This is a genomic window from Paenibacillus sp. 481, from assembly GCF_021223605.1.
Taxonomy (GTDB): Bacteria; Bacillota; Bacilli; order Paenibacillales; family Paenibacillaceae; genus Paenibacillus_B.
The window spans coordinates 1,302,539-1,324,893 of the sequence record NZ_CP075175.1; the positions used below are offsets into that span (position 1 = coordinate 1,302,539).

20 protein-coding genes are annotated in these 22,355 nt (G+C 43.6%); 5 read left to right on the forward strand and 15 right to left on the reverse strand.

Annotation, left to right across the window (positions count from 1 at the left end; all coding sequences use genetic code 11):
- Window positions 1-70: 70 nt before the first annotated feature.
- From KIK04_RS05510 to KIK04_RS05555, 10 genes are all read right to left on the reverse strand, one after another.
- Window positions 71-514: a hypothetical protein gene (locus KIK04_RS05510; protein WP_232277305.1), complete on the reverse strand. Its 444-nt coding sequence runs from the start codon at window positions 512-514 to the stop codon at window positions 71-73.
- Between the two features lie 463 nt (window positions 515-977).
- Entirely contained in the window at window positions 978-1,232 is a 255-nt protein-coding gene (locus KIK04_RS05515) for a helix-turn-helix transcriptional regulator (RefSeq protein WP_232277306.1), read from the reverse strand.
- A gap of 1 nt (window position 1,233) precedes the next feature.
- Window positions 1,234-1,515, reverse strand: coding sequence for an aspartyl-phosphate phosphatase Spo0E family protein (locus KIK04_RS05520; RefSeq protein ID WP_232277307.1), 282 nt, complete (start codon window positions 1,513-1,515; stop codon window positions 1,234-1,236).
- A gap of 107 nt (window positions 1,516-1,622) precedes the next feature.
- Window positions 1,623-1,766, reverse strand: coding sequence for a hypothetical protein (locus tag KIK04_RS05525; protein WP_232278898.1), 144 nt, complete (start codon window positions 1,764-1,766; stop codon window positions 1,623-1,625).
- The gene (locus tag KIK04_RS05530; RefSeq protein ID WP_332329999.1) at window positions 1,766-3,121 is read right to left on the reverse strand and encodes a helix-turn-helix domain-containing protein; all 1,356 of its coding nucleotides are present in this window, start codon (window positions 3,119-3,121) and stop codon (window positions 1,766-1,768) included. The genes KIK04_RS05525 and KIK04_RS05530 overlap by 1 nt, the downstream gene beginning before the upstream one ends.
- A gap of 339 nt (window positions 3,122-3,460) precedes the next feature.
- The gene (locus KIK04_RS05535; RefSeq protein WP_232277308.1) at window positions 3,461-4,690 is read right to left on the reverse strand and encodes a DNA-binding protein; all 1,230 of its coding nucleotides are present in this window, start codon (window positions 4,688-4,690) and stop codon (window positions 3,461-3,463) included.
- Between the two features lie 274 nt (window positions 4,691-4,964).
- Complete coding sequence (locus KIK04_RS05540; RefSeq protein ID WP_232277309.1) at window positions 4,965-6,314, reverse strand: helix-turn-helix domain-containing protein; 1,350 nt, start codon at window positions 6,312-6,314, stop codon at window positions 4,965-4,967.
- A gap of 33 nt (window positions 6,315-6,347) precedes the next feature.
- Window positions 6,348-7,679: a DNA-binding protein gene (locus KIK04_RS05545; protein WP_232277310.1), complete on the reverse strand. Its 1,332-nt coding sequence runs from the start codon at window positions 7,677-7,679 to the stop codon at window positions 6,348-6,350.
- Window positions 7,680-7,878: 199 nt separating this feature from the next.
- Window positions 7,879-8,667, reverse strand: coding sequence for a hypothetical protein (locus KIK04_RS05550; protein ID WP_232277311.1), 789 nt, complete (start codon window positions 8,665-8,667; stop codon window positions 7,879-7,881).
- A gap of 226 nt (window positions 8,668-8,893) precedes the next feature.
- Complete coding sequence (locus KIK04_RS05555; protein WP_232277312.1) at window positions 8,894-10,576, reverse strand: glycoside hydrolase family 13 protein; 1,683 nt, start codon at window positions 10,574-10,576, stop codon at window positions 8,894-8,896.
- Between the two features lie 215 nt (window positions 10,577-10,791).
- On the opposite strand from KIK04_RS05555, the gene KIK04_RS05560 reads away from it, so the two are divergent.
- Window positions 10,792-13,527: a calcium-translocating P-type ATPase, SERCA-type gene (locus KIK04_RS05560; protein WP_232277313.1), complete on the forward strand. Its 2,736-nt coding sequence runs from the start codon at window positions 10,792-10,794 to the stop codon at window positions 13,525-13,527.
- 23 nt (window positions 13,528-13,550) lie between these two features.
- Window positions 13,551-13,694, forward strand: a complete 144-nt coding sequence (locus tag KIK04_RS05565) for a hypothetical protein (protein ID WP_232277314.1) — start codon at window positions 13,551-13,553, stop codon at window positions 13,692-13,694.
- A 172-nt stretch (window positions 13,695-13,866) separates the two neighbouring features.
- Here the strand turns inward: KIK04_RS05565 and KIK04_RS05570 are convergent, their stop codons facing one another.
- Window positions 13,867-15,177, reverse strand: a complete 1,311-nt coding sequence (locus KIK04_RS05570) for an MFS transporter (RefSeq protein ID WP_232277315.1) — start codon at window positions 15,175-15,177, stop codon at window positions 13,867-13,869.
- Between the two features lie 209 nt (window positions 15,178-15,386).
- Between KIK04_RS05570 and KIK04_RS05575 the strand changes: the two genes are divergently transcribed.
- Both KIK04_RS05575 and KIK04_RS05580 read left to right on the forward strand, forming a co-directional pair.
- Window positions 15,387-16,289, forward strand: coding sequence for a LysR family transcriptional regulator (locus tag KIK04_RS05575; RefSeq protein ID WP_232277316.1), 903 nt, complete (start codon window positions 15,387-15,389; stop codon window positions 16,287-16,289).
- Between the two features lie 18 nt (window positions 16,290-16,307).
- On the forward strand, window positions 16,308-17,120 hold the full coding sequence (locus KIK04_RS05580; RefSeq protein WP_232277317.1) for a histidinol-phosphatase: 813 nt from the start codon (window positions 16,308-16,310) through the stop codon (window positions 17,118-17,120).
- A gap of 196 nt (window positions 17,121-17,316) precedes the next feature.
- On the opposite strand, the gene KIK04_RS05585 is transcribed toward KIK04_RS05580, so the two are convergent.
- Genes KIK04_RS05585 through KIK04_RS05595 form a run of 3 tightly spaced genes read right to left on the reverse strand, consistent with a single transcriptional unit; the run spans window position 17,317 to window position 20,066 of the window.
- Window positions 17,317-18,420, reverse strand: a complete 1,104-nt coding sequence (locus KIK04_RS05585) for a DMT family transporter (RefSeq protein WP_232277318.1) — start codon at window positions 18,418-18,420, stop codon at window positions 17,317-17,319.
- Window positions 18,421-18,474: 54 nt separating this feature from the next.
- Entirely contained in the window at window positions 18,475-19,227 is a 753-nt protein-coding gene (locus KIK04_RS05590; RefSeq protein ID WP_232278605.1) for a metallophosphoesterase family protein, read from the reverse strand.
- 41 nt (window positions 19,228-19,268) lie between these two features.
- Window positions 19,269-20,066 (reverse strand): metallophosphoesterase, encoded by a 798-nt coding sequence (locus KIK04_RS05595; protein ID WP_232277319.1) that lies wholly within the window; start codon window positions 20,064-20,066, stop codon window positions 19,269-19,271.
- Window positions 20,067-20,275: 209 nt separating this feature from the next.
- Between KIK04_RS05595 and KIK04_RS05600 the strand changes: the two genes are divergently transcribed.
- Complete coding sequence (locus KIK04_RS05600; protein ID WP_232277320.1) at window positions 20,276-21,652, forward strand: aldehyde dehydrogenase; 1,377 nt, start codon at window positions 20,276-20,278, stop codon at window positions 21,650-21,652.
- Window positions 21,653-21,825: 173 nt separating this feature from the next.
- On the opposite strand, the gene KIK04_RS05605 is transcribed toward KIK04_RS05600, so the two are convergent.
- A complete protein-coding gene (locus tag KIK04_RS05605) occupies window positions 21,826-22,245 on the reverse strand; it encodes a hypothetical protein (protein ID WP_232277321.1) in 420 nt (139 codons plus the stop codon).
- Between the last annotated feature and the right edge of the window lie 110 nt (window positions 22,246-22,355).

Below are 22,355 nucleotides of genomic sequence, written 5' to 3' on the forward strand. Positions count from 1 at the left end.
CAACCTCCTGTCGATAATTCGCCTCCTAATGAAATAAAAAAACGCCCTAATCACTAGGGCGTGAACCTTCTTATTGTAAGTAGCTAGTAGATAAGTGATAACCGTTGTAATGCGTTGCAGGTTTCTCAACAGGGTCCACTTTGATGTAGTATTTTTTTCCTGCTTCCACATCAAGTTTAACTAATCTTCTCAACTCAGTTGAGCCATCTGCGGTATCTGAAGCTAACGTCTTGTCTGCATCTTCAAGGTGTAGGTTGTAAGGATCGCTTGTAAATACGGGTTGCAAAATGATAAGAAGCTTTCCTGATTTAGGCGCTGTGAAGGCAAAATAATCAACAATATCACCCTCTGTCTTAAAACTGCCGCTAACCGCAGCGTGAGCAGTAATGACATTGGCTTGACTCTTGGTGTTATTTGGCTCGGTGTCTTGAAACGATGCTGGACGGGCACTTGCAACTGAACTAATCAGCAGCGACATTCCTAGCAATAGCGTCATACATACGCGTTTTTTCACAGTGAAACCTCCCTAGCAAAATGTGTCTTCCACACCAAACATTATATCGCACATTTTGTGTCGAGAACGTTTTTCACTTGTAAAGTTTACATAAAAATAAATGAGCGCCAATTTTGTTTTTCAGCCAGGAAGTCCGCATTTATCACCAATTCACACAAGCAGTATGACCTGCCCGTATTCAACACTAGTCAACCCAAACAAAAAAAAGCACTCCATAGAGTGCTTGAATTCACAACTCTCAGCTAATAGGTTGCTAATTGACACATAGTAGTGAGAGATTGAAGTATATAGTATACGTTTGATAAGTTTTTAAAAATAAGCAAATGCCTTCTTATAAAATGCTGTTCATGGGTATATTTAAAAGGGTTGCAAAGCTGTAAAGTAACTCGTGGTGAAAATTGCACTTCAAACTGAAGCTACATTTTGTACGTAACTTGGAGTATTATATTAATTGGATGTTTTATTAATTATGGCTGTGCTTACTACCAATAAGCATGGCCTTTTCTTCTGTACCCATAATTGGATTAATATCTTCATAAAAGAGTTTCCAATCACATCCCAGAACTTGTCCAATGCGCTTCGCTACTTGAACACTTGGATCACGTCTGCCCCGCTCAATATTAGAGTAAGAGCTACGCTCAATCATGGACAAAGCAGCTACTTCCTTTTGGGTCATCGACCCGCGATAGTGTATAAGCCATTTACGACAACGATTCATTTCAATTCACCCTCCCTATCTTTTTCTGAATCAACATGATGTGTTGATCTAAATCTTGACTTAACTTCAAGACATCATCGTCGACAAAACTATCTTTTTGCAACACTAACTGTACCAGTTGATTCCGTAATACTTCCGTCTTCTGTATGACTTGTGTAAGAACACTTCCGTGTGCTTCATTTCCATTCGCGAATGAATGGGATGGAGTGCAACAAACTGCTCCTGCCAGCTGTCGAAGCCCATCAAGCGTAGGAACGTTCTTTGTTAAATCTCCACTAATCATATATACCTCCCTTTTACAATTTATAAATCCACTTTATACCAGCCTCCTAGATTTTGATGACTAAAAAATATAGGAGAATAAAAAAAGCACTCCGAAGAGTGCTAAAATTACTGATATCCTCCTACCCCATTATCTGCAAGTTTTATACTTGTTACGCCCATTTCAACCACATTCACTTGACTATTTACTAAAGCATCACCAAAAAAAAGCGCTAGCAATAGGAGCAACGAAAGCAAACATACTCTCATCATTATGCCTCCTCGATGATTTTTTTATAGGTTTGTTTTTGTTCCTCCGTTGCATAACTCTTATACTCCTCGTAGACTTTAACACATTTTATAAAAAGTTTGTCACTGTTAATACCTTGACATAACGCAAGACACAACATAATATTGTCCAACCCTTCAATAAATCTCATTTTTTGAAAAAAGTAGGATCCTAATTCAAATCTAAAGCGCACATGTAATCCCTTACTAATTACATCTTGGTAATTTTCAAACTGAATAATTTCTTTAGAATATCTATGAATTATATCTTCTATTTGAAACCTATGTAAATTAGCCGACTTAATAATTTTTAGTAATGAAGGCAATAGCTCTTGAGGATTTTTCTCTAAAAACTGCAAATATTCAGGTAGTATATCTATTTTACCAATCAACAAGTCTAAATTATATAAATTAGCAGCAGCCCATAATTTAAACTTTTGTACTGCTATTTGTCCTCTTTCATCCATTAGCTCAAACCAACCAAGGTCAACATAACCTAACGTATAGCTTTTAGCCTCTTTATAATGACCCTGATTTTCTAGTGCCACCGCTTTCAGCAAGAAACCATTACCATAATACACAACCAAGTGATGCGTTGTATTTATAATCTTATAAGACATATTATTTATACTTTTGCGCAACTCTTCCTTATATAAAATTGTCGCTAACTCCCTTAACTCGTCGGAAAACCTCTCCATATCCCCCCACTTCTGAAGCGTAAAACATAAATTAGCCAGCTTTAGAAGCGCATCCAACTGAATATTTTCCGGTAACCGCTTTCGATATGACTCAAAACGAATGATTGCCTTCCAGTTTTCCTCTGCATTGATTCCCTGTGAAGCAACAAACACACGATATTGACTCATGACAAATAAGTCCGCAAAGTTGTTCTTTTCATTATCAATTACGTACTGATAAAAAGGAATCGATTCCCGCTTTGCTCCGCTATGAAACAATTGTTCTGCGACAGAGAATAAAATCGGTAGGGAACTTTTTAAATCATCCAGCATTCTAGATACGACTGCATCAATACAATCCGAACAACCAACTTCAACGCAGCGAACTAAATATGGGACTATTCGAGGCCGTGATACTTTTTCATTACGAAAGCATTCATCAGGATACATATCATAAAGCCATCCCGGAGGCTGGTTAAAAGCTTTTGCTAATGCATCTAGCTGCTTAATCGTCATAGGACGATGTGGATTTGCATTTAAGATTAGACTCAAATGGCCGTTCATTATTCCTGATTCTTGACTTAATTTACTTAATGTATAGTTATGTAGTTTCATTTGATGTTCAATCTCTGATCGTAAGGTACGGACAGGTGCTTGAACCAAGACAATAAACTCCCTTCTTACACTATTTTATTCCAACGATAATTTTAAATTCATTTTACCAACACCTTCTGCGAGTGTAAACAAAATTATCCATGCGATGTTTAAATCTTACTCAAGTGAGATCCATCGCTAGATAATCATTTATATTTCGATATCATCATTTAAAATCCATGTCCGTACTTTATAAACTCATTCTAATACATCTTAACTTACTAATAGAATCCTATACATGTTGTTTTTATTAAATCTTTAACCATAGAAATACAAAAAATCGCCCTCTACAAGTCGGAAGTTTATTCCTTAATAGATTGACGACAATTGTATAGGACAAACCGTCCTCTACTTTTGTTCTTCCTTAGTCTTAGACGAATGTTTCTCATATAACTTTATACATTCCATTAAGAACGCCTGATCACTATTCATTTCCTGATACAAATCAATACACATAGAGATGTTATCTAGACCTTCCACATATTTTCCTCTTTGAAAGTAATATACAGACAACTCAAATCTGAAGCGCAAATTTCGATTCTTATTAAATATGTCCTCATATTTACCAAAATGACTTATCTCATTAGCAAATAAATTTAATACATCTTCAATATGGAATTTATATTTATTTGCAGACTTAACAATGCATAACAATGAAGGCAAAATCTCTTGTGGATTTTCCTTTATAAATTGTATATATTCAGGCAAAACACCGATTCTACCAACCATTAAATCTAAGTTATATAAATTAGCCTTAGCCCATAAATGGAATTTTTCAATTTCAGATCTTCCTAATTCATCTAGCACTTCAAACCAACTAAGATCAGCGTAGCCTAACGTGTATTCTATTGCTTGTTCATAACGTTCTTGTTTTGATAAGGCATCTGCTTTTAGAAGGAATCCGTGACCATAATATACTACTAAATGATACGCTGCCTTTAGAGGCTCAACACCCTTTGTGCTTTTCTTTTTACGTAATTCATTTTCGTATAAAGCAATTGCCAATTCCCGCAATTCATCGGCATACCTCTCCATGTCCTTCCACTTTTGAAGGGTAGAACATAGATTAGCTAATTTAAGATGTGCATCCAGCTGAATATTTTCCGGTAACCGCTTACGATATGGTTCAAAGCGAATGACCGCTTTCCAGTTTTCCTCAGCATCCAACCCTTGTGAAGCAACAAAAAGGCGATATTGACTCATAACAAATATATCCGAAAAGTTATTTCTTTCATTATCAATGACATACCGATAAAAAGGAATGGATTCCTGTTTCAGCCCCGTATGGAATAGCTGTTCAGCGACTTCAAATAGAATCGGTAAAGAGCTTTTTAGATCTTCCAGCATTATCGATACGACCGTCTCGACGCAATCGAAACGGCCAATTTGAACACATCGAATGAAATACGGGATAACACGGGGCCGTGATACTTTTTCATGACGAAAGCATTCTTCAGGATACAGCTCATAAAGCCAACCTTCCGGCTGGTCAAAGGCCCTTCCAATAGCATCTAACTGCTTAATCGTCATCGGACGAGGTGGATTTGCATTCAATATTAAGCTTAAATGACCGTTCATTATTCCGGACTCTTGACTTAACTTGATCAATCTATAGTTATGAATCTTCATTTGATGTTCAATTTCAGATCGCAAAGTACGGATGGGGGCTGGAACCAAGATAAGTAGCTCCCTTCTAAACAATAGTCAAAGTTCTCATATATTATTAATTTCTACACGCACCAAAATTAACCGGTACACTTCTCTATAATTTTATCACTCTACTTCAATAAAGAAAGAGAGAGTGTGAAAATGATCAATTTCACTTTATAATCACATATTATCTCGATCAAGTCTAAGTCTTAAATTTATGTTCTTCATATAATTTGATACACTCCAATAAGAACGTCTCATCACTATTCATTCCCTGACACAAAGCGATACAGAAAGAAATAGTATCTATCCCTTCTACATACTTCCCTCTTTGAAAATAGTATGTAGCTAAATCGAATCTAAAGCGTAAATGCAATCCTCTTTTAAAGACATCCTCATATTTATCAAATCGACTTATTTCATATGAGAACTCATGTAAAACATCTTCGATTTGAAAAGTGTGCATATTTGCCGCTTTAACGATCGTCACTAATCCAGGCAAAATCTCATGTGGATTAACCCTTAGATACTGCAAATAATCAGGCAGAACACCAATATTTCCAATTAGCATATCTAATGTGAACAAATTTCCTTTGGCCCACAACTGGAACCTTTTAACTTCAAATTGCCCTGTCTCATCTAGGGTTTCAAACCAACTAAGATCAGCATAACCTAGTGTATATTCTTTCGATTGCTCATAAAACCCTTGATGTTTTAAAGCTAGTGCTTTTAAAAGAAAACCTAATCCATAATAAGCAACCAAATGATATGTTGCTTTCAGAGGTTCCGAAATCTTATCACTATTCTTTTTTCGCAGCTCATTTTTATATAAAATGGTTGCGAGTTCTCTTAATTCGTCGGCATACCGCTCCATGTCCTTCCATTTTTGAAGCGTAAAACATAGGTTAGCTAATTTAAGATGTGCATCCAGCTGGATATTTTCCGGTAACCGCTTACGATATGGTTCAAAGCGAATGACCGCTCTCCAGTTTTCCTCAGCATCCAACCCTTGTGAAGCAACAAAAAGGCGATATTGACTCATAACAAATATATCCGAAAAGTTATTTCTTTCATTCTCAATGACATACCGATAAAAAGGAATGGATTCCTGTTTCAGCCCCGTATGGAATAGCTGTTCAGCGACTTCAAATAGAATCAGCAAAGAGCTTTTTAGATCTTCCAGCATTATCGATACGACCGCCTCGACGCAATCGAAACGACCAATTTGAACACACTTAATGAAATATGGGATAACACGGGGGCGTGATACTTTTTCATGACGAAAACATTCTTCAGAGTACAGCTCATAAAGCCAACCTTCCGGCTGGTCAAAGGCTCTTCCAATTGCATCTAGCTGCTTAATCGTCATCGGGCGGGGCGGGTTTGCGTTCAGGATTAAGCTTAAATGACCATTATTTATTCCGGATTGTTGACTTAATTTGCTCAGTGTATAGTTGTGAATCTTCATTTGATGTTCAATTTCAGATCGCAAAGTACGGATGGGGGCTGGAACCAATACAATAAGCTCCCTTCTTACAGTAATTACGTACATTATTAAATCTCAATTTATTCCTACTCTTACCTATTAGTAAGTTTGATCCTCGTCAACTTTCAAACTATATTCTTCATGTAGCTTAATACATTCTATTAAGAAAGCTCTGTTACTATTCATCCCTTGGCATAAAGTAAGGCAATGGGAGAGCTTGTCTAGTCCTTCAATATACTTTTTTCGATTGAAGTAATAGATGGACATATCGAATGTGAATTGAATATTACGATCCTTATTAAATATATCTTCATACATGTTAAATTGATTAATTTCATCAGAAAATTGTTCTAAAATATGCTCAATATCAAATTGATGTCTATTCGCCATTTTTACGATGGTTAGTAATGCAGGAAACAACTCTTTAGTATGTACCTTTAAAAAATTAACATAATCATTTAGAATGGCCATATTACCCATCAATAGTTCTAATCGATACAAGTTTGATTTTGCCCACACTTGGAACTTTTGAACTTCTGAACGTCCTATTTCATTTAATAATTCAAACTCACTAAGGTCAGCATAACCTAATGTATATTTTTTTGATTCCTCATAACATTCTTGATTTTCGAGGGCCAATGCTTTCAATAGGAAACCCTGCCCATAATACGCTACTAAATGGTACGTTGCTTTTAGTGACTCGGTAATCTTTTTGCTTTTCTTTTTGCGCAATTCATTTTCATGTAATACAATAGCCAATCCCCTCAACTCATCAGCATACCGCTCCAGGTCCTTCCACTTTTGCAGCGTAAAGCACAGATTAGCTAGTTTGAGGTGCGCATCCAGCTGTATATTTTCCGGTAACCGCTTCCGATACGGTTCAAAGCGAATGACCGCTTTCCAATTCTCTTCGGCATCCAATCCTTGCGAAGCAACAAAATAGCGATATTGACTCATAACAAATATATCCGAAAAGTTGTTTCTTTCATTCTCAATGACATACTTATAAAAAGGAATGGACTCCTGTTTCGAGTCGTTATGAAATAACTGCTCTGCGACTTCAAATAGAATCGACAAAGAGCTTTTTAGATCTTCCAGCATTATCGATACGACCGCCTCGACACAATCGAAACGACCAATTTGAACACATCGAATGAAATACGGAATAACACGGGGCCGTGATAATTTTTCATGACGGAAACATTCTTCAGGGTACAATTCATAAAGCCAACCTTCCGGCTGGTCAAAAGCCCGACCAATAGCATCTAACTGCTTAATCGTCATCGGACGGGGTGGATTTGCATTCAATATTAAACTTAAATGACCGTTCATTAATCCTGACTTTTGACTTAATTGGATCAATCTATAGTTATGCGTTTTCATTTGATGCTCAATTTCAGATCGTAAAGTACGGATGGGGGCTGGAACCAAGGCAATTTAGCTCCCTTCTTACAATGTGTAGTCGTTCACGTTTATTTTAAATAATTTTATCAATGTATCCCAAGAGTGTAAACAATATTATCCATTAAAAAGCACCGCTTTATAGAGATATTATGAGTGCGCAATAAAAAACAGCGCCTCGGAAAGATGCATTATCCGCTCGCTGTTTTTTAAAATAGCTCAATTAAGTTTATTTCAAATAATCCGACAGGATGAGTTCAAATGTCTTATACTGACTTGGATCATCTTTTGCAAACACTTTTACAAGCATAGGGTCATCAAAAATAAATGCCTCAGGGTCAATATATACTAACTTAAAATTGTTTTCTGATGGTGAATTTCCGACATCGCTAATTTCAACTTCATTTCCATCTTGAAACAAATTCACTGCGTAAAACTTTGCGTTATGTCTAAAATGAATTTCTAGTATAATCCTATCCATACGTACATTTTTCCTAACTTCCGCCACAGTTATGGTCCTATCTTTATGATAATATTCGATATACGACTTTTGAGCAGCTCTATAGTAAGGAGTTGAAATATATGCTTCATAAATCTCTCCATCTATTTGGTCCTCAACAACTGGCAGTTTAAAACGATCTCTATAATCATATCTTTTACCCGCTTTAATAGCTTCTCTTATTTGATCATTACTGATCCATAGCGGATTTTCACTAGCTGTTTTATCACTTGCCTTCTTTTTCTTTACATCTATAGGTAGCTGTACATCAGCAGCAGGCTTTTCAACTTTAACCTTAGCTGTTGCCGTTGCTTCTGCAGGCTTTTCGGACTTTTCGGGCTTTTCGGGCTTTTTAACTTCTGATCGAGCTTCTTTTTCAACAGTTGGCTGCTGATTAACCTTCGTGGATTGAACGTAAATTCGCTTTTTGTCCTCAAGCTCGTTATAAATATATACACCCATCGTACTAATAACGCCTAGCAAAATAATGATAATGATAACTTGTATAGTGGTCTTCAACTGCCATACAACCCCTTCTGTTCTCTTTATAACTTCTGCGTATTAAAAATAGGTATTTTCACCCACTACTTTCATAATCATCGGTAAAATAGACTTATATATTTAGATCCCAACCTATTTCCCCCATAAAAAAAAGGTTAGAACCTCAACCTAACGGCTGAGGCTCTAACCACACTAATCGTATTAACGTTATAAACCACACTAACTATATCCATTACCTAAACAATTAAACGATTTCCAACACCAACGCCTCGAACGGACGCAATGTTGCATCTTCGAGTGTTGCGAACGGTATATCGTCATAGTTGCCGATCACACGCGTGAAGCTCTGACCCTTCCACTCCGCTGGACAATGGAACGCCACATCATGCTTCGCAAAGTTAAGCACCACGACCCACGTCTTTCCTTCCCACGTACGCGTGTATGCGTAAATGTTGTCATCGTGCTCCAAGAAGAGACGGTAGTCACCGTATACCATAATTGGATGCTGCTTACGCAGACGGATAAGGGCTTGATAGTAATAGAAAATCGAATTCGGATCGGCAAGCACTTGCTTCGCATTGATCGCCTTATAATTCGGATTCGCTTCCAGCCAAGGTGTACCTGTTGTAAAGCCGCCATGCTCGCTCTCATCCCATTGCACAGGTGTACGCGCATTATCGCGTCCTTTGACATAGATAGACTGCATCACATCAGCTGGATGTTTGCCGTGCTGTTCTACCGCTTCCTTGTACATGTTCAGCGTCTCGATGTCTTTGTACTGCGCGATGCTATCAAAACGCACGTTCGTCATGCCCATCTCTTCGCCTTGGTAAATGTATGGCGTGCCTTTCAGCGTGTGCAACAGTGTCGCTAACATTTTAGCTGACTCGCCACGATATTGACCGTCATCGCCAAAACGCGACACCATCCGCGGCTGATCGTGGTTGTTCAAATACAAGCTGTTCCAGCCTCTATCCGCCAAGCCGACTTGCCATTTATGCAAAATACCGCGCAACTGGTGCAGCGTCCACGGTGCTAAGTCCCATTTGCCACCTGGGCCGGAACCAATATCAACGTGTTCGAATTGGAACACCATATTAAGCGCGCCATCATGTTCATCCGTAATTTCTTGCGCCTGTATTTCGTTTACGCCCGGCATTTCACCGACCGTTAATACCTCATCATAGCGATCAAGCACCTCACGCTTCATTTCAAGCAGATGCTCCATCAACTTTGGTCCGTTCATAAAATGCTCGCCACCCCAAGCGTAGCGATCATCACCAACACTAGGCAGCCCCGGCGTCTTCGAAATAAAGTTGATGACGTCCATACGGAATCCGTCAACCCCTTTATCGAGCCACCAGCGCATCATTTCATATATTTCCGCACGCAAGCGTGGGTTTTCCCAATTTAAGTCGGGCTGCTTTTTCGAGAACAAGTGTAAGAAGTATTCATCTGAACGCTCATCATACTCCCAAGCAGAACCGCTAAATACCGACGTCCAGTTGTTCGGCTCAAAGCCATCCTTGCCTGCACGCCAATAATAATAATCACGATAAGGGCTATCTGCTTCGCGGGACGATACGAACCAATTATGCTCATCCGACGTATGGTTCACAACCAAGTCCATCACAAGCTTGATTCCCCGTTGGTGCATGCCTTCAATTAGCTCTTCCCAGTCTGCCATCGTACCGAATTCCTCATGAATCGCACGGTAGTCGCTAATGTCGTAACCGTTATCATCATTGGGCGAATTGTAAACCGGAGAAAGCCAAATGACGTTAATGCCCAGCTCTTTCAAATAGTCTAGCTTCGAAATAATACCTTGCAAATCCCCGATTCCGTCGCCGTTACTATCCTTAAAGCTGCGCGGATAAATTTGATACACAACCGCTTCTTTCCAGAATGTTTGCTTTGCTTCTTTCATGATGATGTTCTCTCCTTTAACCCATGTTGTCTTAGCTAAGCGCTTACAAACTGGAGCAAATACGCTTTTGCACTCGCTCGCTTATGTTTATCTCTCTCTTTTATCATACATCGGTTTCCAGCCAATTGCACGTTACGCATGTGTATTTGTATTTTCACGAGTACATATTTTTAAGCTTTAATTTTCACACTAGTACAAGATAGGAGATGACAGGAATGGAGCAGAGCGAGTTGAATCACAACCAAAATCAGAGCCAACATCCAAATGAACATAGTAACACCGAGCATCCGTTTCATACGCTAACCGTCGAGCAAAGCATATCCCAATTGCAAACTTCCAATGAGGGATTAAGCGACACCGAGGTAGTAACCCGCCAAGAACGTTACGGCAAAAATATGTTGCAAGAGGCGAAGCGCAAATCGATTCTAGCCCGTATACTCGAGCAATTTAAAGACGTTATGATCATTATTTTGCTCGTGGCGGCGGTGCTGGCAGGTGTACTCGGCGAGATTGCCGATTCGATTATTATTTTGTTCGTCGTCGTGTTGAACGCCGTCTTAGGCGTCATCCAAGAGAACAAGGCGGAGCAAGCGTTGTCCGCGCTCAAGCAGATGTCTTCCCCGAGTGCCGCCGTACAGCGGCAGGGGCAAGTTCGTACAGTCAAGGCGGAAGAGCTTGTGCCTGGGGACATTGTGTTGTTGGAAGCCGGCAACGTTGTACCTGCCGATATGCGCCTGATTGAATCCGCCTCGCTCAAAATCGAGGAGGCCGCGTTAACGGGGGAATCGGTACCTGTTGAGAAACAAGTCGATCCGTTAGAAAAAGCCGACATCGTGATCGGCGACCGTAAAAATATGGCCTATATGAGTAGCAGTGTCACGTACGGCCGTGGCGTCGGCGTCGTCACGTCGACAGGAACGCAGACTGAAGTTGGGAAAATCGCCAGCTTTATTTCCCAAGAAGATACCGATGTCACTCCCCTGCAAAAAAAGCTCAACGAGTTGGGCAAATATTTTACGATTATTATTATTGCGGTTGCGATCCTCATTTTCATCATCGGCTGGCTGCAAGGCCGCGACTTATTGGAAATGGTGTTAACGTCCATTTCATTGGCCGTTGCCGCGATCCCAGAAGGTTTGCCTGCGATCGTCACGATTATATTAGCGCTCGGCGTGCAAAGAATGGCGAAGCGCAAGGCGATTATTCGTAGGCTACCTGCGGTCGAGACGCTTGGTAGTACGGAAATTATTTGCTCCGATAAGACGGGTACACTGACGCAGAACAAAATGACCGTCCAACGCATTTATGTAGACGGCAAGGTGACTGCGGCGGAAGAGGTAGAAGCCGCTCGCGATCAGTTGCCAGGCTACGAGGCATTTGTCCAAGTCATGACGCTCTGCAACGACTCGAAGGTTGCAGGTGAAGGTGAACACGGTAAAGGCATCTCGTTAATCGGTGATCCAACCGAAACCGCACTCGTCGACTTTGCCTATAACAAAGGGTTCGACAAGCGCGAAGGCGAGCAGCGCTTCCCACGTAAAGCGGAAATTCCGTTCGATTCGGACCGGAAGCTGATGACGACGATTCATGATATGTCAGCCGCACACACGCCTTTCCGCAGCATGACCAAGGGCGCACCGGATGTGCTGCTTGAGCGCTGCACGCACATTTTCCAACATGGCCGCACTGAGCCCTTGTCTGCCGAGCATCGGCAGCAAATTGCAGCAGCGAACAAAGAGATGGCCAGCAAAGCGCTGCGCGTATTAGCTTTGGCTTACAAAGATGAGCCTTCCATTCCGGCTGATTTGTCACCGGATGTCGTTGAACGCGACCTCACCTTCATCGGTCTCGTCGGTATGATTGATCCGCCGCGCGAAGAAGTGAAGGAAGCGGTGCGCATTTGCCAAGCTGCTGGTATTCGTCCCGTTATGATTACGGGCGATCATCGCGATACGGCAGCTGCCATTGCAAAAGAGCTGAACATCATTCAAGATGAGAGCGGCGTCATCACTGGCGCAGAGCTGAACCAAATTAGCGACCAAGACTTTGCGGAAAAAGTGACCCAATATTCGGTTTACGCGCGCGTATCGCCAGAACATAAAGTACGTATCGTGCAAGCTTGGAAAAAACGAGGCAAAGTCGTCGCCATGACAGGCGATGGCGTCAACGACGCCCCTGCCCTTAAAGCTTCCGACATCGGCGTCGGCATGGGCATCACCGGAACCGAAGTAACCAAAGGCGTCTCCGACATGGTGCTCGCAGACGACAATTTCTCGACAATCGTTATCGCCGTCGAGGAAGGACGTAAAGTGTACAGCAACATTCGCAAGACGATTCAGTTCTTGCTGTCTGCCAACTTAGGTGAAGTCGTTACCCTGTTCATCGCAACCTTGCTGAGTTGGAAAATTCTTTCCCCGATCCATATTTTGTGGATCAACTTAGTTACCGACACCCTGCCAGCCTTAGCTTTAGGGTTAGAAATGGCAGAGCCGAACATTATGAACCAGCCGCCACGTGCATCAACGAGCAGTATTTTTGCTGAAGGGGTTGGCACGAGCATCATTTACCAAGGCTTGATTGAAGCCGCCTTGACGCTCGGCACCTATTATTGGGGGCTGACGCATTATACCGAAGCCGTCGCGATTACGATGGCATTTGCAACGTTAGGCTTACTTCAGCTTACGCATGCATATAACGTACGTTCCAATCATGAATCGTTGTTCCGTATCGGCTTGTTCTCGAACAAATATATGAACTATGCGGCGATTATTTCTGGCTTGCTCGTCTTAATCGTGATTTTGCTCCCGTTCCTGAACGATCTGTTTAGCGTTACCCCGCTAACGGGCAATCAGTGGCTGATCGTCATTGGCGCGGCCCTTTCCATTATTCCAATAGTGGAAATCGTCAAAATATTTATCCGTTCGAGTAGGAAGTCACCTCCTGCTGCGTAACGGCCATACCGATCAGGAGATGGTTGCTAATCGAATATCTAACGGGATTCTCACCTATGGTTGCCCTTGCACAGATCACAACGTTGATTGGTGTAGGTGCGCTACTCGTGCTCCTAGTCGAGCTGTACCAATGGATAAAAAAGAAAATTACACAAGATGAAACATAACAAAGAGGGATGTCTCCAACGTCATTGAACATGACGGCGAGACATCCCTCTCTCCATGTTGGCGAACAAACAGGTTCGTACTGGTGTGGCGGAATTCCAAGGATGTATCCCCTGACCTTCAAACCCTATCCATCGACTGAATCAGCCTGCATAGCGGAACGCCAGTCCGCAACTAACCTCTAGTATCCTCAAGCTCCGCTTCGCGCTTCCCTTTTTCAATATTAACAAACGTCAAGAGCACGATGCCGATAATAAAGAACGCCAAAATAGACAAAATCGCCACTCGCGTCGAACCCGTCAACAAGCTCACCGTTCCGAACACCGCCGGACCAACCGCTGCTGACATTTTGCTCGACAAGCTTAAGAAACCGAAGAACTCTGCTGCCCGACTACGCGGCACCATTTGGCTGTAAATCGAACGAGCCACAGCCTGACTGCCTCCCTGCACGATCCCGACCATAAAGGCCAGTATATAAAAATGAAGCGCCGTCTCCATAAAGTAGCCTACGCACACAATGACCGCATAGATGCTTAGCGACACATACAGTGAACGCTTAGACCCGATCCGGTGCGCAAACTTTCCGAACAGAAATGTAAACGGAATCCCGACAAACTGCGTAATCAGCAGCGCAACGATCAGATGCGTCGTCTGAATACCGATCTCCGCCCCATAAATTGCTGACATTCCGATAATCGTGGAAATGCCATCATTAAAAAACCAAAACGCAACCATATATTTCAGCAGTTCAGGATACTGCTTGACTTTACGTACCGTTTGAAACACCCGCGTAAACCCGTACTTCGCGTAGTACGGCAGCGGACGCTTCACGACCTGCTTCGGATCACGCATGGCACGGAACAACGGTAACGAGAACACAAACCACCATATCCCTACACTTAAAAATACGAATTGCGTCGCCACCAATTTGTTCGCGAACCCGAGCGGCTCCCACATTTCCATCATCACAATGTTGATGGCCAACAAAATGCCGCCACCAATGTAGCCGAACATATATCCCTTGGCCGAAACGTCATCTCGCTGTTCCGGTGATGCAATATCCGGTAGCAAAGAATCGTAAAACGTATTCCCGCCAGAGAAGCCGAGTATAGCGATAACATAAAGCGCAGAGACGTATAACCAGTCACCTTCGCCCGCAAACATCATCAGTGCGCTAGCCGTCGCTCCTGCCCATGCAAATGTACGCAAAAAGGTCATTTTGCGTTGAGACAAGTCGGCTATTGCACCTGACACCGGAGCGCATATAGCGACGATCAACATCGCAATCGTTTGGGTATACGCCCAATATCCGCTCGCTTGCGCTCCCTCTAAATGGGCTCCCGCCACACTTAAATAAAATATCGGTAACACTGCAGCCATCATCGTTGTAGAGAACCCCGAATTGGCCCAATCGTACATCATCCATTTTCGCGACAGATTATCGTTGGGTCGACGAATCGAGTCGTTATGCATAGCTTTTTCCATGTATACACATCCTTTAAGTGCAATCGCTTAACTTGGAAACATTGCTCCTTTCGCCCACTTCAACTATAATTAGAAGTATAATGACAAAACAATTTTATTACCACGATAAAAATGATAAATTAATTTAAACATCTTGTAAAAAATATGGTTATCCTCACACAACACCTGTCGCGCAATGACAATTGCTTTGTTCGGAAGGAGGTAAATCCGTGAATTTAAGTCAATTGGAAACGCTTATTACCATTTCAAAGACGATGAGCTTCCGCAAAGCAGGGGAACTGCTTAATCTCACACAACCTGCGGTGTCCGCTCAAATTAAAAGCTTAGAAGATGAATTCAAGACCGTACTTATCGACCGCAATCAGCCAGTAACATTAACGGATAGTGGCGAGGTGTTTTTAGAGCACGCGCAGCGCATCCTAGATATTGTAGACGACATGAAACAAAAATTAGCGGATCTAAATCAAATTCCACAAGGGCATATCGTGCTAGGAACGACGACTTCGATCGCCATTCAAATTTTGCCACGTGTGCTGTCTTATTTTCAAGATCAATTTCCGCTCATTAAGACCAAAATATTGTCCATGCCATCCAACCAAGTCGTGACACAGATTGAGAATGGCACTGTAGACATCGGGATCGGCTACTTGAATGAAAAAAATCCGAACCTTGTCTCATCCGTGTTGTATTACGATACGTTTGAGCTCGTCGTCAGCCCTGATCATCCGTTAGCGGGTTGCCAGCATCCGACGATCGAAATGTTGCGGGAAATCCCACTCATTATGTTATCACCAGATACACTGGGGCGTAAATTTGCCGATGAAGTGTTTCGCAAATACAACATCCAGCCGCATATCGTGATGGAACTATCCAGCAGCGAAGAAGTTAAGCGGATGGTAGAACTCAATTTGGGAGCAGCGATCATTTCCAAGCTGTCAGTAGGTACAGAGCTGCGGCGCGGTTCACTGCGCATCGTCCCGATCGTCGAGTTGGAGACCGCTCATCCCGTTGGCGTCATGTATCGGTCAGGACGCTATTTGAGTTCGGCTATGCAGCAGTTTTTAAGCGATTTAAAAGGAATGCCCGAAACTCAGTTTATTGGTTCTGAATAAGGAGGCTGTTACGTTCTTATGAAATTTGACTTGCACACCCACCATGAGCGTTGCGGACATGCTAACGGAACGATCCGCGATTATGTTGAAGCTGGTATTCGCCACGGGCTGCACGTCATAGGAATTTCAGACCATACGCCTTATTTCGGCAGTGAGGAAGACCAACCATTTCCGAAAATTACGATGAAGAAGAGCGATTTCACTAACTATGTGAACGAAGTGCTACGCTTGAAAGAAGAGTACAAAGGACGAATTGATGTACTACTTGGCATCGAGGCTGACTTCTTCCCTGCACATGCACAATTGTATCACGAGATACTAACGCAACACCCGTTCGATTACATTATCGGATCCGTTCATCATATTAATGAAGTTAGCATATTCAATAAAAATCGGTGGAAGAACTTGAACACGGATGAAAAAAGGGATATCAAGCGCGCCTACTTCAAGCAGATTCAAGCTTCGGCCCAGTCCGGTATGTTTCAGATTCTTGGCCATATTGACGCGATGAAAGGCAACTATCCTTCATTTTCAGGCATCAGAACGCCTGATGTGATCGATGAAACGTTGCAGACCATCGCAGCATGCGGTGTAGCTATCGAGATTAATACGTCTGGCAAGACGAAACTAAGCGGTGGTTGGTACCCTGCTGACGATATTTTAGCGCGGGCACTTCATTACGGTGTCGATGTGACTTTCGGCTCTGATGCCCACAAGCCCGAACGTGTCGGTGACGAATGGGATGAAGTACGTACACGGCTGAAGGAAATCGGATTTACGTCGTGGGTGTATTACAAAGAAAAGCAGAAACAAATTGTGCCGCTCGATTGAGCGGCTTTTTTTGCGCAAAAAAAAAGAGGACCCGCTACGTGCTCAGGGTCCATCTCAAGGGATTTATATTCATCAAAAGGGGGTCTTGCTAATAAATATACCCTGCGAACATTATGTGACGATAACAGAAATATTACCGTTGTGTAACAAATGTAGAAACGTGCACATTCAACGTGACAACATCACTCATTTAGCGCTAACTTGCCGCCCGAGAATCCTTGTTCACCGTCCGGACTACAGATGCACGATTTACGACCACAATTCCCGCTACAACGAGGAACAGAGCGACAAATGTCCATACGTTCCATACTTCGTCCAACAACCAAGCAGACAACAGTACACCAAACACCGGAATCAAGAACAAGAACATGGATACCGTGCTAACTCGGTTATATTTCATCACTAAGTTCCACAAGCTAAAGCCTGCTGCCGACAAAAAGGCTAAGTAAGTGAGCAGCCCGATCGTTGCAGCATCCCATTGAAACGGTGCAATTCCAGCTTTCCAAGCTCCAATCACAGTCAGGCCGATACCACCTAATAGCATTTGTCTCCCCGTGAGCCATAGCACGGGCAATTGTCGCGCTTCATGACGAGCTAGCACGTTGCCGCATGCCCCGAACAAGGCAGACACCAGCAAACATAAATCACCGATGTTCAGTGACATCGTGAGCCCGCCTTGATTCAACGTGACAATTGCGACTCCGGCAAATCCGAGCGTCAAGCCAAACGTCTTCGCTGGCGTAAACGTCTCAGAGCGATCAATCATCCGGGCAATGACCATTTGGAACAAACTCGTCGCCCCTGTAATGATGGCCCCTTTCATGCCCGTACTCAAGCTCAACCCGATATAAAAAAATATGTATTGTAAAAATGTCTGTACCGCTGCCAGCCTTGTTACACGCCAGCCGATATTCCCTCTTAGCGCCCAGATTGACAGGGAACGACCTGACTTAGCCGCACCACCCGTCGCATCGATCGCGTTCGAAGAGCGGTCCACCACCGCCGCGAATAGAACTAATAGCAATCCGGCCAACGTGAAACGATATCCTGCAAATACCCACTGCTCGTAGATTGCAGCTGAGCCGATGCCCAGCGCCTCGTATCCGATCTTGATCGCAGGCATCGCACTTCCCCATAACAACGTTGCCAATGTTGCGCTAACAGCCATGCCGACAGGGTGTGTAAACCATTGCTGTGCTTTCAACTTCTGTGTCCCCACCTTTTCACCTTCCCGTATAGCTGAACACGCCACCATGACTCGCTGGAAATGAGGTGCATGGTCACGTTGACATGACCACATGCCCCTGCATAACGACACGATTACACGACTACACAACTACGAGACAACGCGTTATTAATCCTCTGTTTGCTGCAAACCACGATACACTCCGGTGCGCAGCTCACGCACGTAAGGCTTCAGTCCTGGCATATCAGTCGCCTCCGCCGCACGTACGGCCTGTTCGATTTCATAAGGCACGCGTCTGAATTGAATCGTGAACTCTTCGACCTCTACATGACCGAGCGAGCCTTGCACAATCATATAAGACGCCTGCGTCATATCGAGCGGATTGCCCACGCTACCGCAGTTTGCGAGCGTCTTACCGCGTAGATGTTGCAAATAAGCATTATGTATATCACCATATATCACGACATCCGGCTCTTGGCATGGATGCAGCGGGTCCGTTAAACTTGGCGTAAATTCAAACATCCCGATCCGTTTTTCCTTATCATCCCACGGCTGTACCCGATGGTACACACTTTGCGGCGATGCATGCAGCAGGCGAATATGACGACCGCTCATAATAAAGTCATAGGAGAAAGGCAGTTTCTCAAGCTGCTCCAATCTTGCTTTACCCAACTTGTCCGCATGCCAACTAAAATTAATGTCGTCCGTAATTCGCACGACGAGTTCATCCCAGTTTCCACGCACAACGATGTCACAGCTGGACATAATTTGGTCCATGACTTCAACTGGATTAGGACCTTTGCCGACCAAATCTCCTAGACAGTAGATGCGATCAATATCTTGGCGCTTAATGTCAGCAAGCACCGCCTCCAGCGCTTGCAAGTTTCCGTGTATATCCGAAATGATAGCGACGGACTGCAACATGCGATTTCCCCTCTCTAATCCTAGTTCTGTATATATCGTTAGGCGCTTAAAGTAATTAAAGTCCATTCCGGTGGACACGAGAACCGTACAGGCATTATGGTTGTGCCCACACCTCGGCTCGTGTACACAGCAAGCGAATTTACTGCGCTGTTGCCGCTGCGCAGCTCATAATAACCGTCCGCGTATTTTTGACCAAGCTCAGGCAGCAATATCGCTCCTACTAAAGGAATGCGCACTTGGCCACCATGACTATGCCCCGACAGTTGCAAATCGACCGCATAATTATAACTGACATCTGCCCAATCCGGTTCATGGGCAAGCAACATACAGCAAGTGTCAGCCGATATCCCCGATAACGCCTGTTCCATATCCGGCCTTCCGTCCAACACATCGTCAATGCCTGCTATGGCAAGCCGATGCCCTTGTCGCTCTATCACATGATTCCGATTCGTCAGCACTTGAAAACCCGTTTGCACAAGCACATTTGTCGCCAAATCGATCCCGCGCCTATAATCGTGGTTGCCGAGTACAGCAAATTTACCGAATGGCGCCTTAAGCTGGCTTAATGCGGCCACTGCTTTGTCCGCTGCACTAAACTCGCTGTCTAATAAATCACCCGTTAAGCATATCATATCCGGCTGTTCAGCCTGTATCTGTTGCACAAGCTGTGCTAGATGATTCTCATCAAAGTAATGTCCAAAATGAATGTCTGAAATATGCGCAATACGAAGCCCATCAAACACTTGCGGCAAGCGCTCAAGCTTAATCGTCTCTGTGCGAACGTATATGAAGCGTCGCTCAATAAAGAAGCTGTAGCCCGCTACAAGAAACGGCATACTAAGGAGACCTCCAATAAGCCTGCGTAACAAACGCCGTCTGCTGGGGTTAGGAATGTGCTTAGGGTTTGAAGGTACCCTATTCATTCGCATCACCTTCGCTTTCCATCAAACTACATGATCGTTTCTTTATTATGCAGGAGCTGCAAGTGCAATGCAAACGGTATGAACTTGTGGTTTAATGAGAGGAGAATAGAGGAGGTCTGTCAATGACAACGTTGCCATTCCACGAAGTATTTGCCCAGCAGCAAGCTTATTTTCGCGCAGGCAGAACACTACATGTAAATGAAAGACGCCAAGCACTCATCACCTTGCAAGCCGCTATCAGGCGTATGGAGCAGCCAATCATGCAAGCGCTGCAACAAGACTTGGGTAAAAGCCAAGGCGAAGCTTATATGACAGAAGTCGGCGTTGTATTAGATGAAGTGCGAATGGCGATCAAGCACGTACGGCGTTGGGCGAAGCCGCGCAAAGTGCGTACCGCTTTAACTCATGTCGGAAGCCGCGGGATGATTGTGCCGGAACCTTACGGCTGCACCTTAATTATATCGCCTTGGAATTACCCGTTTCAGCTCGCCATTGCACCGCTGATCGGCGCAATAGCTGCTGGAAATACGGCGATATTGAAGCCGTCTGAACTTACTCCACACACGAGCGCATGCCTAGCTAAGCTCATTCGTGATACCTTCGATCCGCAGCATGTCACTGTCATCGAAGGCGGCGCAGAGACGAGTCAACAGCTGACTGCGCTTCCGTTTGACCATATCTTTTTTACAGGCAGCGTAGCGATTGGCAAAATCATTATGCAAGCGGCCGCTAAACGTCTTACACCCGTCACGTTAGAACTGGGTGGTAAAAGCCCTTGCGTCGTTCACGCCGACGCAGACATTCGCTTAGCAGCGAAGCGCATCGCTTTTGGCAAATGGACGAATGCGGGTCAAACTTGCGTTGCCCCGGACTACATTTACGTCCATCGTTCGCGTTACGACGAGCTCATACACGAGCTTGAGCGGGCCGTACAGCAGTTTTTTGGTGAAGACCCATTAAACAGTGGGGAGTACGCTTCAATCGTCAGTAAGCGCCATTTTGAACGTTTAGCAACGTTTATGGATAACGGAGCAATCGCATTCGGCGGTAGCTCAGATGCAACGACACGTCGCATGTCGCCGACCGTACTAACAGACGTGACATGGGAGATGCCCGTCATGCAAGAAGAGATTTTCGGCCCCATACTGCCCGTCCTCACCTACGACTCATTTGAAGAGGTTGAACGGGCCATTATCGAAAGGCCGAAACCGCTTGCATTATATTTGTTTACGAATGATCGTCAGCTAGAGCAGCACGTTATTAGCCGTATATCGTTTGGTGGAGGATGTATAAACGATACGCTTATGCACTTTGCGACGCCATATTTACCGTTTGGTGGCGTAGGGGAAAGCGGGATTGGACGCTACCATGGCCACTTTAGCTTTCAAGCATTCAGCCATGAAAAAAGCGTGCTTCGTCAAACGACATGGTTCGACTTCAGCTTCCGGTATCCCGGTTCTAAGCATCGTTTCCAACTCATGCGTAAACTGTTCAAGTAACACAACCATTTTATACGCTTCAATTTGAAACCATACCGCATGAATGATCCAGTTCATTACCTTTACAGCGTCCCGTTACTCGATTTCGCTAACCCATTAGCAATCTAGCGTACGGGCGCTACCTTCACTTCTGTTACTTTCGACAACGATTACCAAGTGTAAATATAATCGCATTAACTTCCTTTACACATGCAACAGCTGCACATTGAGGACTGACTAAGTTGTTTTAATTCAGGAAGGGATTCTAAATCTTGCTCCAAGCATTCAAACAGCATTCGATCTGACAATACTCGCTCACAGAACGACACCATCTTTTTTCTCCATAACTCACGTCTTTCTCCATTCATAACGGAAGGGCCTATCCCAAAATGCTCTTCGATGTTCTCCTCTAGCTGCTGTACCATACTCATGACGTCTGGACGTGCTGCAAACAATCGTGTTACATACAGACTCAAGCAATCGTACTCATCCTTTGGAGCTCCAAGCGCTAACAATCCCAAGGGGTCCCACTCATCTACGATGCGCTTTAGATGCACAAAGAGGCTACTTGCTCTCCATTCCGCCCAATCATTCCGACATAAATGGACAATCATTGACGATGCCCCCTATCGTGCGACTTAAATCGCTATTATTTTATGCATTTTTGGCAAATGATTGTAGGTGCAACAGAACCATATCCATAAATTACTATAGAATAAAATGT

Excerpts from the sequence above, each read along its gene's own strand:
- KIK04_RS05515 (WP_232277306.1), bottom strand. The coding sequence starts at position 1,232 with ATGAATCGTTGTCGTAAATGGCTTATACACTATCGCGGGTCGATGACC.
- KIK04_RS05520 (WP_232277307.1), bottom strand. The coding sequence starts at position 1,515 with ATGATTAGTGGAGATTTAACAAAGAACGTTCCTACGCTTGATGGGCTT.
- KIK04_RS05525 (WP_232278898.1), bottom strand. The coding sequence starts at position 1,766 with ATGATGAGAGTATGTTTGCTTTCGTTGCTCCTATTGCTAGCGCTTTTT.
- KIK04_RS05535 (WP_232277308.1), bottom strand. The coding sequence starts at position 4,690 with ATGAACGGTCATTTAAGCTTAATATTGAATGCAAATCCACCTCGTCCG.
- KIK04_RS05540 (WP_232277309.1), bottom strand. The coding sequence starts at position 6,314 with ATGTACGTAATTACTGTAAGAAGGGAGCTTATTGTATTGGTTCCAGCC.
- KIK04_RS05555 (WP_232277312.1), bottom strand. The coding sequence starts at position 10,576 with ATGAAAGAAGCAAAGCAAACATTCTGGAAAGAAGCGGTTGTGTATCAA.
- KIK04_RS05560 (WP_232277313.1), top strand. The coding sequence starts at position 10,792 with ATGGAGCAGAGCGAGTTGAATCACAACCAAAATCAGAGCCAACATCCA.
- KIK04_RS05570 (WP_232277315.1), bottom strand. The coding sequence starts at position 15,177 with ATGGAAAAAGCTATGCATAACGACTCGATTCGTCGACCCAACGATAAT.
- KIK04_RS05580 (WP_232277317.1), top strand. The coding sequence starts at position 16,308 with ATGAAATTTGACTTGCACACCCACCATGAGCGTTGCGGACATGCTAAC.
- KIK04_RS05585 (WP_232277318.1), bottom strand. The coding sequence starts at position 18,420 with ATGTGGTCATGTCAACGTGACCATGCACCTCATTTCCAGCGAGTCATG.
- KIK04_RS05595 (WP_232277319.1), bottom strand. The coding sequence starts at position 20,066 with ATGCCGTTTCTTGTAGCGGGCTACAGCTTCTTTATTGAGCGACGCTTC.
- KIK04_RS05600 (WP_232277320.1), top strand. The coding sequence starts at position 20,276 with ATGACAACGTTGCCATTCCACGAAGTATTTGCCCAGCAGCAAGCTTAT.
- KIK04_RS05605 (WP_232277321.1), bottom strand. The coding sequence starts at position 22,245 with ATGATTGTCCATTTATGTCGGAATGATTGGGCGGAATGGAGAGCAAGT.